We start from the raw sequence: 16,285 nt of genomic DNA on the forward strand, positions 1-16,285 counted from the left end.
TTGCCTTCTTTCTTTTGGCGACGCAAAAGAAAGAAGGTGCGCCGCCGGGCGCACATCCCGGCCTCCGCCCTCAACCAAGGCACGCCATCCAAAAAACACAAACCACAGATCACTGATCCGCCCTGATCCCCGCCGCCTTGATGATCGGCCCCCACCGCTGCCGCTCCTTCCTGGCAAAGACCCCCAGATAAGCCGCGCTCCCCCCGGCCGGCTCGAACCCCAGGTCCAGCAGCCGCTGCCGCACCTCAGGCCTGGCCAGGACCTTGTTGACGGCCGCATTGAGCGTGCGCGTGATGTCCGCTGGCGTGCCCTTGGGGGCGTACAGCGCGTTCCAGGCGACGAACTCGAAGCCTGCCTGGCCCTGCTCGGCGACGGGCTTGACGCCGGGTGCCAGGTTGCTGGCGGTGGCCGAGGTGACGCCCAGGGCGCGCAGCTTGCCGGCTGCGAGGTGGGGGCGCAGTGCGAGCGGGGTGTCGATGGTCACGGACAACTGGCCGCCGAGCACGTCGGTCATCGCGCTGCCCGAGCCCTTGTATGGGATGCCGAAGAGCGGGGCGCCCGAGCGTTCCTTGAGGAACTCGAGCACCAGGCGGGCCGAGGTGCTGGGCATGGCGATGTCGGCCGAGCCGGGCGTGCGCTTGACGGCCTCCAGCACGTCGCCGATGGTGCGGTACGGGGTGGCGGCACCGGCGGCGAGCACCATGGGGAAGGTGCCCACCATGGCGATGGGCTCGAAGTCCTTCTCGGGGTCGAAGGGCATCTTGGCATAGAGGAACTGGTTGAGCACATGGGTGGCGTTGGTGCCCATGGTCAGGGTGTAGCCGTCGCCCGCGGCCTGGGCCGCCAGCTCGGTGCCGAGGATGCCGCCCGCGCCGGCCTTGTTCTCCACCACGATGGGCTGGCCCAGCTCGCGCCCGAGCTGCTCGCCCAGGTAGCGGGTGGCGACGTCCGTGCCCTGGCCGGCGGCGTAGGCGACGATGATCCGGATGGGCTTGGCGGGATAGGGGGGCTGTGCCTGTGCCTGCGCCGAAGGGGCGCACGGGCACAGCAGACTGGCCGCAGTCACAACAATGGTGGCAGCGATGGATCGCATGCTTGTCTCCTGGTTTTTTTGTCTGCAGATCACAAGGGAAGGGTACGGGCAATGCCCCGGGTGTAGAAGTCCCTGCGTTGGTTTTCGTCGAATCCGAGCCCGGCCAGCACCTCGTCGGCGTGCTGGCCAAAGCGCGGTGGCGGCGTGCCCGGCGACGCCGGGGTGCCGTACAGGCGTGCCGGGGTGCGCAGCGCGGTGAACGGCCCCTGCCGTATCACCATCTGGCGGTGCGCGCAGTGGGCCTGGGCCAGGGCCTGGGGCACGTCGTTCACCACGCCGGCGGGCACGCCCACGCGCATCAGCGCTTCGCACAGCGGGCCGCAGTCCGACGCGGCGATGGCCGCCTCGATCACGGCCTTGAGCGCCTGGCGGTTGGCCAGGCGGTCGGCATTGGTGCGAAAGCGCGGGTCCTCGGGCAGCCCGGGTTGTCCGAGGTGCTGGCCGAAGCGGCGGAACTGGCTGTCGTTGAGGATGCCGATGAACACGTGGCCATCGCGCGCCTGGAACTTGTCGTAGGGCGCGATGTTGGGGTGCGCGCTGCCCAGCAGGCCCGGCGCCTGGTGCGAGGCGAACCAGTTCGACGCATGCGGCAGCAGCAGGCTGAGCGCGGTGTCGTACAGCGTGGCCTCCACGCGCTGCCCCTTGCCGCTGCCGTGCCGGCTGCACAGCGCCATGAGGATGCCGGTGAGCGCGACGTAGCCGGTGAGGTGGTCCACGATGGGTATGCCCATGCGCGTGGCGCCGCTGGCCGACTCGCCGTTGATGCTCATCAGCCCGCACTGCGCCTGCAGCACGGCGTCGTACCCGGGCAGGCCGCCCAGCGGGCCGTCGCGGCCGAAGCCCGAGATGGCGCAGTAGACCAGGCGCGGGTAGCGCGCGGCCAGCACGGCTTCATAGCCCAGGCCCCACTTCTCCATGGTGCCGGGCAGGAAGTTCTCGACCAGCACGTCGGCATCGGCCAGCAGGCGGTGCAGCACCTCCTGCGCCTCGGGCTGGCTGAGGTCCAGGCCGAGCGCCTTCTTGCCGCGGTTCAGCGCGGCGAAGTAGGCGCTGTGGCCCATGGCGTCGTAGGGCGGGCCGAGGTGGCGGGTCTCGTCGCCGCCCGGCGGCTCGACCTTGACCACCAGGGCGCCGTTGTCCGCCAGCATCTGGGTGCACAGCGGGCCTGCCAGCACGCGCGTGAGGTCCACGACGCGCAGGCCCTGGAGCGCCGTGGCGCCGCTGAAGCCTTGCATGGCGCTGGGGTTCATCCGCGGCTGGGCAGCACGACCACGCCGCCCCCCAGCACGGAGAGTTCGCCGTCCTGGTTGTGCGCCTGCTGCTCGATCTCCACCAGATGCTGGCCGTTCTCCTGGAACTTGCGCGTGACCTTGCCCTTGATGAAGAGCATGTCGCCCTCGGGGTTGTGGCGGCGGATCTTGCAGCTGGCCTTGTGCAGGAAGCCGGCGTCGCCCATCCAGTTGGTCAGGTGGTGCGTGAGCCAGGAGGTGCGCTCGGGGCCGTAGTCGTAGGCACCGGGGGCGCCGACCTCCAGGGCGAAGTCCTCTTCCCAGTGCACGCGCTCGGGCACGTCGGGGATGCCGAAGCGGTTCTTGATGCCCACGCCCGGGTGGGCGTCGATGAGCTTCCAGGCCAGCTTGTTGGCGCGGATGTACAGGCCGCCCCAGCCCTGGGCGTAGGCGATGAAGCCGGTGACCGTCATCGGGCCCTTGAACATGGTGGGCAGCTCGTCACCCACGTTCACGTCCTCCCAGTAGCGGGGTGTGGCGCCGCGCACTTCCTCGTCGCGGTAGAGCTTGTAGGCCTCGCCCAGCTCCTCGTCGGTGTACTGGCGCGGGCCGCGCTCGCGCACGTTCTGGTACTTGCTGCCCTGCTCGCGGGCGTGGTCGCGCTCGGTGCGAAAGCACCAGCTGTCGGCCTCGGCCACCTTGTCGCCGCTCTGGTTGAAGAAGTCCACGTGGTAGATCTGCTGGATGGCGCGGCCGGCAAAGCGGGTCTGGTGCTCGACCAGGTCCTTGAGCGAGGCCTCGGTGGAGATCACGTCGTTGCGCCGCACCGGCTTGTGCCAGGTCCAGTCGGCACCGGACCACATGGCGTGCACGCCCGGCAGCCCGCCCACATAGCCCGAGACGATGCGGCTGGTGGCGAACAGGAAGCTGGGCAGGGCGACGATGCCGCCGTAGTGCGTCTTGGCCGCGTAGTCGGGGTCGCACCACAGCGGGTTGTCGTCGCCGATGCCGTGCGCGTAGTGGCGGATGTTGTCGCGCGTGGCCTCGTGGCACCAGGGCTCGGCGGTCTGGCCGATCTTGACGCCGATGCGTTCGCGCAGATCGTCGAGGCCGCTGTCGGTGATCTTGGGAAAGCTGCGTTGCTGGGGGCGTGCTGACATGGGTGGAGTCTCCTTGTGGTGGTTGATGAATCGATGAATAGAGGACTTACTGACTTACTGACTTACTGATGGACCGACTGACTTGCTGAAAACGGATGGGGAAAGGGGATGGGGTGCGGCGCTGCTCAGGCGCAGGCCAGCGCCTCGCGCTCGCGCAGCACCTTGCGGTGCACCTTGCCGGCGGGGGTCTTGGGCAGCTCCGGCACGAAGGCGATGTGGCGCGGGTATTCGTGCTGGCTGAGCTTGGTGCGCACCAGGTTCTGCACCTCCTGGACGAAGGCCTCGCTGTGCGCGCGGTCCGAGACCACGAAGGCCTTGACCACCTGGCCCCGGATGGCGTCGGGCACCCCGATGACGGCGGCTTCGAGCACGTGCTCGTGCATCAGGATCACGTTCTCGATCTCCACCGCGCTCATGGTCCAGCCGGCAGAGATGATCACGTCGTCGGCGCGGCCGCCGTGGTAGAAGTAGCCGTCCTCGTCGGTGCGGCCCAGGTCCTTGGTGGGCACCCACTGGCCGCGGCGCAGCACCATGAGCTGGCCGGTGACGCCGGGCGGGCAGACATTGCCATCGTCGTCGTGCACCTCGACCACGGTGCCGGGCACGGCCTTGCCCAGCGAGCCGCGCTTGACCGGGAAATCCGCCGCGCCGGGGTAGCTGGCCAGCACCACGCCGATCTCGGTGGTGCCGTACATGCTGCACACCGGCAGGCCGAACTGCTGCTGCACGAAGTCGGCCGTGTCGTCGTCGATGGGCTCGCCGGTGAAGGACAGCTTCTCGAAGTGGTAGCTGTACCCGGCCGCCTTGCCGCAGTTCTTCACCATGCGGTAGTGGGTGGCGGCGGCCGACATGTTGGTGAAGTGGTGGGTCGACAGCGCCTGCAGCAGCCGCTCGGGGTTGAAGCGGCCGCTGTAGCTGCCCACCGTGAGGCCCAGCGCCAGCGGGGCCAGCGTGCCATGCCACAGCCCGTGGCCCCAGGCAGGCGACGACGGGCACATGAAGCGGTCGCCCGGGCGCAGACCCGTGCCGTAGAGCGCTGCCACCATCAGCGTGACCAGGGCCTTGTGGGTGTGCCTGACGGCTTCGGGCAGCTCGCGCGTGGTGCCCGAGGTGTACTGGAACACCGCCAGGTCTTCAGGGGCCGAGCGGGCCTGGTACTGCCCGGGCAGGGCGGCCAGCCGCTGCCACAGCCCCCCGTTGAACACCTCGAACGGCGTGCTGCCCAGGCCGGCGACCACGTCGCGCTTGTCCTCGTTGGTGACCAGCAGGGCGGGTTGGCAATCACCCACCCGCAGGCGCACGCCGTCGGGCCCGAACAGGGTGAACAGCGGCACGGCGATGGCGCCGCACTTGATCACGCCGAACATGGCCGTGTAGAACTCGCGCGAGGGCTCCAGCATGATGGCCACGCGGTCGCCCCGGCCCACACCCCGGGCCTCAAGGAAGTGGGCGAAGCGCGAGGAATCGCGTGACAGCTCGTCGAAGCTGATCTTCTCGTCCATGCCGTCCGTGCGGCAGACGATCACTGCATCGCGGCCCTGGCCCGCATGGCGGTCCACGCACTCATGGGCGATGTTGAAGGACTGGCGGTCTCCATCAAAAAGGTCCCACAGCCGCTCGCTCGAAAAGTGGCTCTGTGCATCGGCGTAGCTCGTGGTGTCGGTAAGTCGGTTCATGGCTGCATGGGCTCTGTGTGGCGGTGCATGCAGTCTCGGTATCCTGGTAAAAATTGTCAAATAAGACTATTGGTTGTACATAGACAATAACAATGGAGTTGATGCTTGCCGCCGCCGGGGCTATCCGGGTGCGCGCATGGGGCGACGGGGTGAGGGCGGCAGGGAGGAGACGGGGGAGGCGTCGGGCTGCCGAGCTGCCGTGTGGGCGCAGGCAGCTGCGCGTGGCGGCGGTGCCTCTTGCCGCCGCCCGGCTTGGCAGGCGCACCAGGGGCTGGCCTCGCAGGCCATGGGGAGCACTGGATGGCGCGGGCGCTGGCAGCAGTTGCGCCCGCACCTTGTCAAAAAGAATTGTCTATGAACAATTGATTGGTGATTTTGACAATGGTGGGGCGGATTTTCGACAATGGCGGCTTCGTCCCACCGGCACGGCCAGCCCATGAACCGCCAGCTGAAGACCTTTGAACAACTCCGATCGCTGATTGCGCAGGAGGTGCTGCTGCAGCAGCCAACATTCGGCGTGGTGGAGCCCCGCCTCATCGCGTTGCCTGAACGCGATGCCAGTGGCTGCAACTGGGCCGTGGGCGGCTGGGCCGCGCCGTGCGGCCCGGAGCGGGAGCCCTGCCCGCAGCTGCTGCAGCTGGTGCGGGGCTACCAGTCGCGCTTCAACGCAGTGGGCCGCTCGCCGGGCAACGCCGTGGCCTTGCTGCCGCCCGCCACGCAGGGCGCCGCCAGTGCGCCGCGCAAATCCGGCGCCTGAGCCAGGCCAGGCATGCCTGCCTGCCTGCGCAAGGCGCGGCCTCAGGAGAACTCGATCCCCTCGCTGGCCAGCCCCACCAGGTCGATGCGCGCAGCCGTGGCATCCAGATTGGCGGCCAGCACCACCACCTCGTTGAACGAGACCCCGCTGGCCATCAGGTCCACCAGCGGCTTGAGCTCGGCCTGCGTGCCGGAGCGGCCCACCACGTTGGTCCACAGCAGCTGCGCCACCTGGGCCGGCGTCTGCGCGCCCAGCAGCTGCAGCCCGATGCCCGCGATGGTCTGGCTGGTGGCGCCTGCGTCCAGCAGGCGGATCACCTCGCCCACCGCCGCCTTGTTGTTCACCAGCGCCGGGCCGCCCAGGGCCCCCAGCAGCTTGGCGGCCTGGCCGGCGTTGCCGCCGAGGTCCAGCGCCAGCTTGGTGTCGCTGAAGGTGAGGCGCTCCACCCGCGTCATATCGAGCATGGCCCCATCGGTCGTGCGCTGCAGGGTGAACGATCCATTGGCGTTTTGCTGCACATGGGTCTGTGCCAGCGTGGCCGGGATGACGACGGTGTCGGTGCCTGCCCCTCCATCCACAAACCGCGCCAGGCCCAGCGTGGGGCTGATGGTGTTGTTGCCCGCATTGCCCGTGACGGTGATCTCGCGGATGGCATCCACGCGTATGTTGCCTGCGGTGCTCATGCCCTCCAGCAGCTGCGTCGGCGTCTTGCCCGCGCTTTGCTGCGGGAAGAACTGGGCAAACAAGGTGGCCACTTCCAGCGCCGATGTGCTGGCGAAGGGCTGGATAATGGCGCCCTCGCCTTGCGTGAGATCGCGCCCCAGCCACTTCTGGTACAGGAAAGCGGCAGCCTCCTCGGCCGCACTGTGCGCCACGGTGAGGCTCGGGCCCGCCGCAAAGCGCACCTGCTCCACATCCACGAGCCAGTCGGACACGCCCGAAGGCGTATGGGTCAGCTTGATGCCCGCTCCGTCCAGGGTCACGGTGTAGTCCGCGCGCGCCCCTTCCTGGATGGCTACGTCGAAGCCCGTGCCGCCATTGAGCTTGTCGCTGCCGGTACCGCCGGAGAGCAGGTCGTTGCCCGCACCGCCGAACACGATGTCGTCGCCGGCATCGCCATTCACCTGGTCGTCGCCCGCCTCGCTGCCCACCACGTCGTTGCCGCCACCGCCGTGGATGGTGTCGTTGCCCGGGCCGAGCACGATCCACTGGGCAGCACTGTCGCCGACGGCCATGTTCGGGCCCGCACCGCCGATGGTGCGCACGGCACCGACGATGGCCACGAACTCCACGTTGTCCACTTGGATGACGCTGCCCGCGGGCAGGGCGCGCGCGTCGACGATGATGGCCTGCTTGCCATCACCGGCCGCGGCGCCGCCGTTGATCACCAGGGGCACATTGGGGTTGAAGCCTGCGCCGGTGGTTGGCTTGATGGTCTGCACCACCAGCGATTCGTTGGCGCCCAGGGTGGCCAGGAAGTCCTGCGCCTGGGGGGCCAGATCGGAATTGCTGCCCGCCGCTGCGTCGATGCGCTTGAGGAGCTCGGCCTGTGCAGCCGAGCCCGTGGTGCCGACGGACTGCCCCACGGCCGTGAGGCCCACGCCCACGGGGATGCTGACGGACACGAGGGCGTGGCCATCGGCGGCCTTGGCAATGGGGATGTCGGCCAGCGCGCTGCCCGAGCCGGGCGTGTCGGGCCGGTTGCTGGCGACCACGGGCACCGTGGTGGTGGTGGTGCCGTCAGGGGCCGTGGTGACGATGACAGGCGTTCCATCCACGGTGTTCGATGCAGGCGGCGTGCCACCGACCGTGATCACATTGCCGGTGAGGTCGGCGATCACCACGGTCGCATCGGCACCGGCGTTCCAGTCTTCGGCAAAAGCGATGTTGTAGGTGGTCTTGTCGGTGGCGCTGGTGCCGGTCTTGTCCAGCAACTGGTTCACGAAGGCCTTGTCGGAGGCGCTCAGCGTCAGGCTGAAGCTGGTGGCGCTGGTGGTGTCCACGTTGGCGGTGTCGGTCAGCCCATAGGTGTCGCCGCCCTTGCCGGTGAAGCTGAGCTTGTTGGCCACGATGTCGTTGGCGGTGCCGGCCTTGCCCAGCAGGTTGGTGCCCGTGACCACCAGCACACCGGTGCCCACGTCGTAGGTGGCGCTGGTGACGGTGGGCACGGCCACGTTGGAGACCGTGATGGCATTGCCCGTGAGGTCGGCCACCACCGAGGCGGCATCGGCCCCCGCGGCCCAGTCCTCGCCGGCGGCCAGGTTGTAGGTCGAGCCACTGGTGGAGTTGGTGCCGTTCTTGTTGACCAGCAGGTTCAAGGCCGCGCGGTCGGCCGTGCTGAGCGTCAGGGTGAAGGCGGTGGCGCTGGTGATCTCCACGTTGGCGGTGGTGGTCAGCGTGTACTCTGCGTCGCCCTCGCCGGTGAAGGTGAACTTGTTGGCGACGATGTCGTTGGCGGCCCCCGCCAGGGCGGTGAAGCCGGTGCCGGTGACCACCAGGGCGCCGCTGGTGGCGTTGTAGGTGGCGCTGGTGATGGTGGGCGCCGGCCCCGGGATGGATACCGTGATGGCATTGCCCGTGAGGTCGGCAATGTTGCCGCCCGTGACCACGCTGTTCCAGTCATCGGCCGCAGCCAGGTTGTAGGTGGTGCCGCCCGTGGAGCTGGTCCCGGCCTTGTTGAGCAGCGTCTCCACCGCGGCTATGTCGGCGCCCGAGAGGGTCACGGCAAAGCTGGTGGCCGAAATGACCTCGACGTTGGCCGAGGTGGACAGCACGCGGGTGGCGCCGCCTTCGCCCGTGAGGGTCAGCTTGTTGACCGTGACGTCGTTGCTGGCCCCGTCGGTCTTGACCAGGTTGGTGCCCGTGACGGTCAGGACATGGGAACTGGTGTTGTAGGTGGCGCTGGTGATGGTGGGGGCAGACACGCCGGAGACGACGACGGCATTGCCGGTGGCATCGGCGGCGGCCGCCGACTGCCAGCCCGCCGCTGCCGCCAGGTTGAAGACGTTAGCGTCCACCGCCGCGACGCCGTTGCTGTTGAGCAAGCCGTGGACGTTGAGCATGTCCACCGCGTTGAGGGTGACCGAGAAGGCGGTGGCGCTGCTGGCGTTGACGTTGCTGCTGGTCAGCGTGTAGCTGGCGCCGCCCTGGCCGGCGAGGGCGAGCTTGCCGACATCGACATTGCCGCCGCCGGTGAGGTTGGTGCCGGTGACGGACAGGATCCCGGTCGATGCGTTATAGGTGGCGCCGGTGATCGCCGCGAGCGATACGACTGCCGGCTCGAAATCCAGGTCATCGACGGCCAGGGAGAGGTTCGTTCCCGCGAAGGTGAAACCGGTGATGTTCTGGAAATGGGCATAGGCCGAGGTATTGATGTTCTGCTGCAGGATGGTCGCGCCGCTGCTGGCGTAGGTCAGGGCCGACCCCCCGTCGGGGGTGACGGTGATGTTGCCATCTGCCGCTGCACCGAAACTCAGGCCATTGAGCCGGAAGGCGCTGCCGTCGGCAGCCTCGACCTTGATGCTGGAAATGCCCGAGACGTTGGTCCGGTCGAAGCGCAGAAAGTAGTCGCCTGCGTCGTTGCCGAGCCCCGACAGGCTGCTGTCGTTGGAAACCCGGTTGGTGTAGCTGCCGGTGCCCGTGATCGTGTACTTGATCCCATCCAGCGTGAAGCTGGCCGTGGAGAAGTTGGTGACGCCATTGGAATCGTAGTTTTCGTCTGCGGGCACGGCCAGCACCGCGGCATAGGAGGCGGGGCCCACCAGCGTGGGGGTGTGCACGGTGCCGTGCTGCCGCCCGAGCACCCAGTCGCCACCCAGCTGCGGCGATCCGGTGAGCGTGGTGGAGGCCGCCACGTTGGCCCCGAACAGGTCGGACAGCGTGCGCAGCAATTCGGCCCCTTCCCGGCCCGCGCCGGAGTGGCAACCGTAGAGCAGCACGTCGCCATCGTCGGCAAGCGCACTGCCGATGGCACGCAGCAGGTCGGCATGCCCGGGCGCGGTGGCGGCATCCAGCACGGTGGTACCCCAGTGCAGACGGCCATGGCTACCGTGGGAGAGTACGTGCAAGGCGCCGATGCCACTGCGCCCATGCAGGTGCCCGGCCATCTGCGCCAGACCGTCACGCATGCCATCGAGCACCACGACCTCTGCGCCCTGCGGGGCCGCTGTCGCCAGCGCAGCCCCATCGTGCAGGTCGTTGAACATGAAAACCACCTGCACGGGGCTGTGAGCGCTTGTGGGGTGGGTCAGGTCTAAAGGGTAGGCCATGCTGATTGCATCCTCGTTCTGGCGGCCAGGAGATCGGATACCTGCGGCAGCAGACCTCATGGGGGACCGGATACCCACGCGGGCGTTCGGCTCGGGGACGCAGCACTACGGCCTGGGCTGGAGAAACCCAGGGCGTGATCGGCCGCGACAGTCCACTTTTACCAGAAAGTAAGCGGCAAACGAAGTGTTTATTGCTCTGCGGCGCCATGGCCGGGCGAGCTCGATCCCCTCGCCCTCAGGCGAAATCGATCCCCTTTGCCGTCAGGCGAACTCCAAGCCCTTGGCCGTGAGCCCCACCAGGTCAATGCGCACCGCATTGGCCTCCAGGTTGGCCGCCAGCACCACCAGCTCGGCCGCAGAGACCCCGCCGGCCAGGATGTCGGTGAGGATCTTGAGCTCGCTGTCCGTGCCCGCACGGCCCACCACATTGGTCCACAGGGTCTGCGCGACCTGCGTGGGCGTGCTCGCCCCCAGCAACTGCAGCCCCAGCCCGGCGATGGTCTGGCTGGTAGCCCCGGCATCGAGCAGGCGGATCACCTCGCCCACTACGCCCTTGTTGCTCAGCAGGGCCGGGCCGCCCAAGGCGCCGAGCAGCTTGGCCGCCTGGCCGGCATGGCCCGAGAGGTCCAGCGCCAACCTGGTGTCGCTGAAGGTGACCCGCTCGACCCGCGTTACACCCAGCATGGCCCCATCGGTCATGCGCTGCAGCGTGAAGGACCCATTGGCGTTGTGCTGCACATGGGTCTGGCCCAGAGTGGCTGGGATCACCACGGCATCCGTGCCCGCACCCCCGTCCACATAGCGAGCCAGGCCCAGCGTGGGGCTGATGGTGTTGTTGCCGGCGTCCCCGGTCACCGTGACTTCACGGATGGCATCCACGCGGATGGCTCCAGCGCTGGCCATGCCTTCCAGCAATTGCGCAGCCGTCTTGCCCGCCGTCTGGGTGGGGAACACCTGGGCGAACAGGGTGGCCACCTGCTCGGCGCTCTGGCCGGCCAGGGTCTGGACGATGGCACCTTCACCCTGTGTGAGGCCGCGGCCCAGCCACTTCTGGAACAGATGGGCTGCCGCTTCCTCGGCCGCGCTGTGCGCCACCGTGAGGCTTGGGCCCGTGGCAAAGCGCACCTGCTCCACATCGACCAGCCAGTCCGAGACACCCGAAGTGGTGTGGGTCAGCTTGATGCCGGCCCCATCCAAGGTCAACGTGTAGTCGGTGCGGGCGCCTTCCTGGATCGCCACATCGAAGCCCGTGCCACCGTTCAGGCGATCGCTGCCTGTGCCGCCGGAGAGCAGGTCATTGCCCGCCCCTCCGAACACGATGTCGTCGCCGGCATCGCCAAAGACCTGGTCGTCACCGGCCTCGCTGCCTGCGGTGTCGTTGCCGCCACCGCCGTGGATCACATCGTCGTCAGGCCCCAGCACGATGGTCTGGTTGCCGCTGTCGCCGCTGGCCATGTTCTGGCCCGCGCCGCCGACGATGCGCACGTTGCCCACCACGGCCACGAACTCGATGTGGTCCACCTGGATCACCGTACCCTGGGGGAGGGCGCGGGCGTCGATGATGATGGCCTGCTTGCCGTCGGCGGGGTTGGTGCTGCCGCTGATGACCAGGGGGCGGGAGCCGTCGTAGCCGGCACCGATGGTGGGCTTGAGGATTTGCACGCTCAGCGGCTCGGTGGGGGAGAGCGTGGCGTAGAACACCTGGCCGGCATTGGTCAGCTCGGGGCTGTCGCCGGCAATGCGCTCGATGCGGAACCCGAGTTCTGCCAGGGCGGCCGAGCCGGTGGTCGTGGTGGTCAGGCCCTCGGCCTGCAACCCGACCCCGGTGGGCACACCGACCGAGACGATGGGGGTACCGCTGGGCGAGGTGACCAGGGGGATGTCGGCCAGGGGCGAGGGAGTGCCGGGGGTATCGGGCCGGGTGGGCACCACCACCGGGATGGTGATGATGGTGGAGCCACCGGGGCCGGGCTCGGTGGTGACGGGCACGCCGTCGATGGGGGTGGCAGGCGGCCTGGCGGGGCCTGGGTCGGCCGGGGTGTTGTTGGTCACGGCCGTGGCTGCCAGCGTGGCGGCATCGTTGCCGGCCGCGTCCTGCAGGGCGCTGGCATCGTTGCCGGCGGTGGGGTCGGTGTAGGCCACCGTCACCACCTGGCCGTTGGTCACGGCCGTGGTCAGGGTCAGCGTGACCGTTCGTGACGCCGCATTCACGGCCACCGCGGTGACCACATTGGGCGTGGCCCCCACCATCACGGTGAAGCTGCCGGGCGCGGGGGTATTGACCGCACCGAGCGTGCCCGCGTCGGCATAAGTCAGCACCAGCTGGTTGCCGTTGACCGTGGCCGAGGCAAAGGCTGGCGCCGTGGGATCGATGGTGACCGACAGGCTGAGCGAGGCCGCGCTCGAATTGCCCGCCGCGTCCGAGGCCTTGGTGGTCAGCGTGTGCGCGCCCGTGGCCATGGCAATGCTGGTGATGGACCAGTTGCCCGCGCCATCGGCGGTGGTGCTGCCCAGCACCGAGGTGCCATCGGTGTCGTACAGGGTCACGTCCGCGTTCAGCCCGGCCGTGCCGGTGAAGGTGGGGGTAATCGTGCTGGTGATGTTGTCGGTGCTGGAGGCACCGGTATCGCTGGCGGTATCCAGATCGGGTGGGGACGAGGCTGCGGGGGCGACGGTGTCGATGGTGTAGGCCTCGCCTGCGGTGTAGCCGCCCGTGATGGCCATGCCCAAGCCGTTCTGGATGCCCGTGCCGCTGCCATTGAGGTCCAGGCGCAGGGTGCCGTCGCCGCTCACGCTGCCGACCGTCACGGTGTAGGTGCTGCCCGAGCCGCTGATGCCTGCCACGCTGCCCGTTGCACCGACGCCTGTCGCGGTGAAGTCGCTGGTGTCCACGCCGCTCACCGGCTGGCTGAAGGTGACGGTGTAGTCCACGCTGGTGGCATTGGTCAGTGCCGAGCCGCCTGTGCGCACGATGCTGCTGACCGACGGGGCGGCGGTGACCACCAGGGCAAAGGTGTCGCTGGCGCTCAGGCTGCCATCGCTGGCCGTGACCTTGACCTGCAGTGTGCCCGCATCACCCACGGCCGGGGTGCCGCTGAAGGTGCGGGTGCCGGGGTTGAAGCTGAGCCAGCCCGGCAGGGCGCCGCCGCCGTCGAGCGTGGCCGTGTAGGTCAGCGTGGTGGCGGCGTCTACATCCGCGAAGGCGCTGGAGGCGAAGGCGAAGCTGAAGGCCTGGGTGGCCTGCGCCGCCTGGTCGGGGAGGGGGGTGGCGACGGTGGGGGCCTCGTTGACGTTGGTCAGCGTGACGGTGAAAGCCTTGTCCACGCTCAGGCTGCCCGCATCGGTGCTGCGCACGGTGACGGCGTAGCTGGCCTGGGCCTCGTGGTCGAGCACGGTGCCGGCCCGGAACTGCAGGTTGCCGCCGCTGATGGCGAAGAGCCCCGCATCCGCACCACCCACGATGCTGTAGGTGAAGCTGTCGCCCGCATTCACATCGGTGGTGGTGAGCGCGCCGATGGTCAGCGGCGTGGCGGTGGAGGTGTTCTCGGCCACTGTACTGGCCGAGAGCGCGATGTTGGTGGGGGCCTCGTTGACCAGGTTGACGGCGCTGCCCGCGCCGTTGGTGACTGCGGCCTGTCCGCTGGCCATGCGGGTGCCTCCGGCCGTGAGGGTGGCGTCGGTATCGCCATCGATGGACAGGATGTAGGTCTGCCCGTTGGTGAGCCCGGTGCGGTTGTTGTAGAAGCCGCTGACCTTGTAGGTCTCGTTGCCGCCGTTGGCCACGGAAATGGCCAGCCCCGCGAAAGTGATCTCGTTGGTGCCGGCGTTGTAGGTGCCCACCACGTTGGTTGCGTCGGGCCCGCTCAGGCGCCAGGTCACCTTGCTGAAGTCGCCAGTGCCCGAGGTATGTACCTTGAGCTGCGATACCCCCAGCGCCAGGCCGTCGCTGCCGCCCCCGTCGGTGAGCTTGAAGTCGAACACGTCGACCGCTTCCGCGGCCGTGTCCGCGGTGCTGGGCAGGCCCACGGGCTCGCTCACCCCGGTGCCGGCGGTGAGGGTGCCGTCGGCATTGGTGGCGGGCACGGCATTGTTCAGGTAGAGCTTGACGGCACCCGCGTAGAGGGGAACCGTCCAGTCGCCGGCATAGAAGGCCACGGCCACATCGGTGTCGCCATCGCCATCCACGTCACCGGCCGCCAGGGCCCGGCCGGTCACGGGCGAGCCCTGGTACATGAAGGCCGGGTCCTGCAGCACCACCCCGGAGTCGGAAAACGCGCCGGCCCCGTTGTTGAGCATGATCTTCTGGCCCAGGCCGTCGAGGTCGCCGTCGCCATCCACGTCGGCGAAGGTGCTCGGTGCCTCGGCCCGGGTGAAGGCATGCAGCTGGGTTCCCAGCGCGCCGCTGCCATTGTTCTGGAACAGGGTGAGGTTGGCGCTGGCGCCGTTCACGCCGCTCACCAGGGCGTCGGCGTGGCCATCGCCCGTCAGGTCCGCCGACAGGGCAGCACCGCCGAAGGCGTCGCCAAAGCTGCTGTGCTGGGTGAAGACGCCGCTGCCATTGTTGGTCAGAATGCGCACGGCGTTGTCTTCGACGACCACGGCATCCTTGTCGCCGTCCCGGTCCAGGTCCACCAGCGTCACCGCCTGGGGGTCCGAGACCTTCGCCGGGCTGGACGACAGCGTGAATGCGCCGGAGCCGTTGTTCTTGTAGACCGCGTAGTTGCCCTGGAAGATGCCGACGAAGGCATCCAGGTCGCCGTCGCCATCGAGGTCGGCGATATTGGCGGTCTGCACACCGCTGCCGATGGTCCCGGCCGCGGTGAAGGTGCCGGAGCCGTTGTTCTGCCAGATCTGCAAGGGCGATTGGTAGGAGCGGGTGACCAGTTCCAGCTCGGGATCGGCATCGAGGTTGACCAGCCATGACTGGACGATGCGCGCCGCTGGCAGGCTCTGGTGCAGGCTGAAGTTGCCGGCGCCGTCGTTCTTCCAGATCTGGCTTGGCTGGTTGCCTGCGGCCTTCTCCACGCCGATGAAGATGTCCAGGTCGCCATCGCCATCGAGATCAATGAACCGGGCCGTGGTGGCGCTGGAGTTGTCGGTGGTGTTCGAGTAGGACCAGAGGGTCTGGCCGCTGGTGTAGGCGAGTGCCATGCGTGGGCTTTCGTGGATCGGTCAGTCGATCAATGCGTGGTGGGTTTGATGACGCTGGCGGCGCTGCGGGTGTCGGTGCGCCAGAAGGCCATGTCCTGGTACTTCTCGACAATGTCGGGCGGCAGGAGGGTCTGGCGGTCGCGGGGCGCCACCTTGCGGTGCACCTGGTGCATGCCGGCCATACCCAGTGCTTCGTCGAACTGCGGCGCGTCGTACTCGACGTTGTCGAAGTCATGGCCGTCGAACCAGGGCTCGCCGATGAAGTGGTAGACCAGCTCCAGGACTCTCTGCGGCGCGCGCACCAGCAGGTCATAGTCCACCAGCAGCAGATTGCTCGCATGGGGGCCGTAGTAGGCTTCCTTGAGGGCCGCCCAGGGAAAGCCGATCAGCCGGTCATGGCGGGCCAGCGCGGCCATGCGGCTGTAGATGGTCAGGCGCTCGGCCTCGCTGGCGAACAGCTTGGTGTTCTCGAACGGGTTCTTGTGCAGCTGGTTTTCGAGGCTGTCCATGATCCAGGGGATGTCGCGCACGCAGGCGATCATCTTCGCCTGTGGGAACATGCTGGTGATCATGGGCATCTTGGCGCACCACAGGCGATTGGTGTCGAATATGACTTCCCGATCGATGTCGCCATAGAACGCATCGAACAGCCCGCGCAGGATCCTCTTGCGCAGGGGCGCGTCGATCATCAGTGACAACTCCCCGCCCGCGCTCATCAACCGAAGGTTGGCCGAGACCAGGCCGCCCACCGGGCTGGTCATGCCGGCGTGCATGCGCGGGTTCTGCAGCAGCAGGGCCGACAGCAGGGTGGAGCCTGCGCGTGGCAGGCCGGTGATGAAGTGGTACTTGTGCACAAATTTCCAGAGGCCCAGAAAACGAAACGCACCCGCGCAACCCCATGCGGGCGCCGTTGCGTTTTTTTCACGTGTATGTTCAAGGCGCCAAGCCTGG

At 68.2% G+C, this 16,285-nt stretch carries 8 protein-coding genes; 1 reads left to right on the forward strand and 7 read right to left on the reverse strand.

The window, feature by feature from the left end:
• Window positions 1–109: 109 nt before the first annotated feature.
• From AC07PA_RS26875 to AC07PA_RS26890, 4 genes are all read right to left on the reverse strand, one after another.
• Complete coding sequence (locus AC07PA_RS26875) at window positions 110–1,093, reverse strand: Bug family tripartite tricarboxylate transporter substrate binding protein (RefSeq protein WP_494609434.1); 984 nt, start codon at window positions 1,091–1,093, stop codon at window positions 110–112.
• Window positions 1,094–1,122: 29 nt separating this feature from the next.
• Window positions 1,123–2,328: a CaiB/BaiF CoA transferase family protein gene (locus tag AC07PA_RS26880; protein ID WP_494609433.1), complete on the reverse strand. Its 1,206-nt coding sequence runs from the start codon at window positions 2,326–2,328 to the stop codon at window positions 1,123–1,125.
• Window positions 2,329–2,339: 11 nt separating this feature from the next.
• A complete protein-coding gene (locus AC07PA_RS26885) occupies window positions 2,340–3,482 on the reverse strand; it encodes an FAS1-like dehydratase domain-containing protein (RefSeq protein ID WP_145698139.1) in 1,143 nt (380 codons plus the stop codon).
• A 125-nt stretch (window positions 3,483–3,607) separates the two neighbouring features.
• A complete protein-coding gene (locus AC07PA_RS26890; RefSeq protein ID WP_494609432.1) occupies window positions 3,608–5,158 on the reverse strand; it encodes an acetate--CoA ligase in 1,551 nt (516 codons plus the stop codon).
• A gap of 436 nt (window positions 5,159–5,594) precedes the next feature.
• On the opposite strand from AC07PA_RS26890, the gene AC07PA_RS26895 reads away from it, so the two are divergent.
• Window positions 5,595–5,915 (forward strand): hypothetical protein, encoded by a 321-nt coding sequence (locus tag AC07PA_RS26895; protein WP_494609431.1) that lies wholly within the window; start codon window positions 5,595–5,597, stop codon window positions 5,913–5,915.
• 41 nt (window positions 5,916–5,956) lie between these two features.
• On the opposite strand, the gene AC07PA_RS26900 is transcribed toward AC07PA_RS26895, so the two are convergent.
• From AC07PA_RS26900 to AC07PA_RS26910, 3 genes are all read right to left on the reverse strand, one after another.
• Window positions 5,957–10,183, reverse strand: coding sequence for a DUF4347 domain-containing protein (locus AC07PA_RS26900; protein ID WP_494609430.1), 4,227 nt, complete (start codon window positions 10,181–10,183; stop codon window positions 5,957–5,959).
• A gap of 261 nt (window positions 10,184–10,444) precedes the next feature.
• A complete protein-coding gene (locus AC07PA_RS26905; protein WP_494609429.1) occupies window positions 10,445–15,334 on the reverse strand; it encodes a beta strand repeat-containing protein in 4,890 nt (1,629 codons plus the stop codon).
• Between the two features lie 29 nt (window positions 15,335–15,363).
• Window positions 15,364–16,188 carry a sulfotransferase gene (locus AC07PA_RS26910; protein ID WP_494609428.1) on the reverse strand — a complete coding sequence of 275 codons (825 nt, stop codon included), beginning with the start codon at window positions 16,186–16,188 and terminating at the stop codon, window positions 15,364–15,366.
• Window positions 16,189–16,285 lie beyond the last annotated feature (97 nt).

It is taken from the genome of Acidovorax sp. GW821-FHT09B03 (assembly GCF_059418305.1).

Bases quoted from the DNA above. Each gene is read 5' to 3' on its own strand.
- AC07PA_RS26875 (WP_494609434.1), bottom strand. From the start codon at position 1,093: ATGCGATCCATCGCTGCCACCATTGTTGTGACTGCGGCCAGTCTGCTG.
- AC07PA_RS26880 (WP_494609433.1), bottom strand. From the start codon at position 2,328: ATGCAAGGCTTCAGCGGCGCCACGGCGCTCCAGGGCCTGCGCGTCGTG.
- AC07PA_RS26885 (WP_145698139.1), bottom strand. From the start codon at position 3,482: ATGTCAGCACGCCCCCAGCAACGCAGCTTTCCCAAGATCACCGACAGC.
- AC07PA_RS26890 (WP_494609432.1), bottom strand. From the start codon at position 5,158: ATGAACCGACTTACCGACACCACGAGCTACGCCGATGCACAGAGCCAC.
- AC07PA_RS26895 (WP_494609431.1), top strand. From the start codon at position 5,595: ATGAACCGCCAGCTGAAGACCTTTGAACAACTCCGATCGCTGATTGCG.
- AC07PA_RS26900 (WP_494609430.1), bottom strand. From the start codon at position 10,183: ATGGCCTACCCTTTAGACCTGACCCACCCCACAAGCGCTCACAGCCCC.
- AC07PA_RS26905 (WP_494609429.1), bottom strand. From the start codon at position 15,334: ATGGCACTCGCCTACACCAGCGGCCAGACCCTCTGGTCCTACTCGAAC.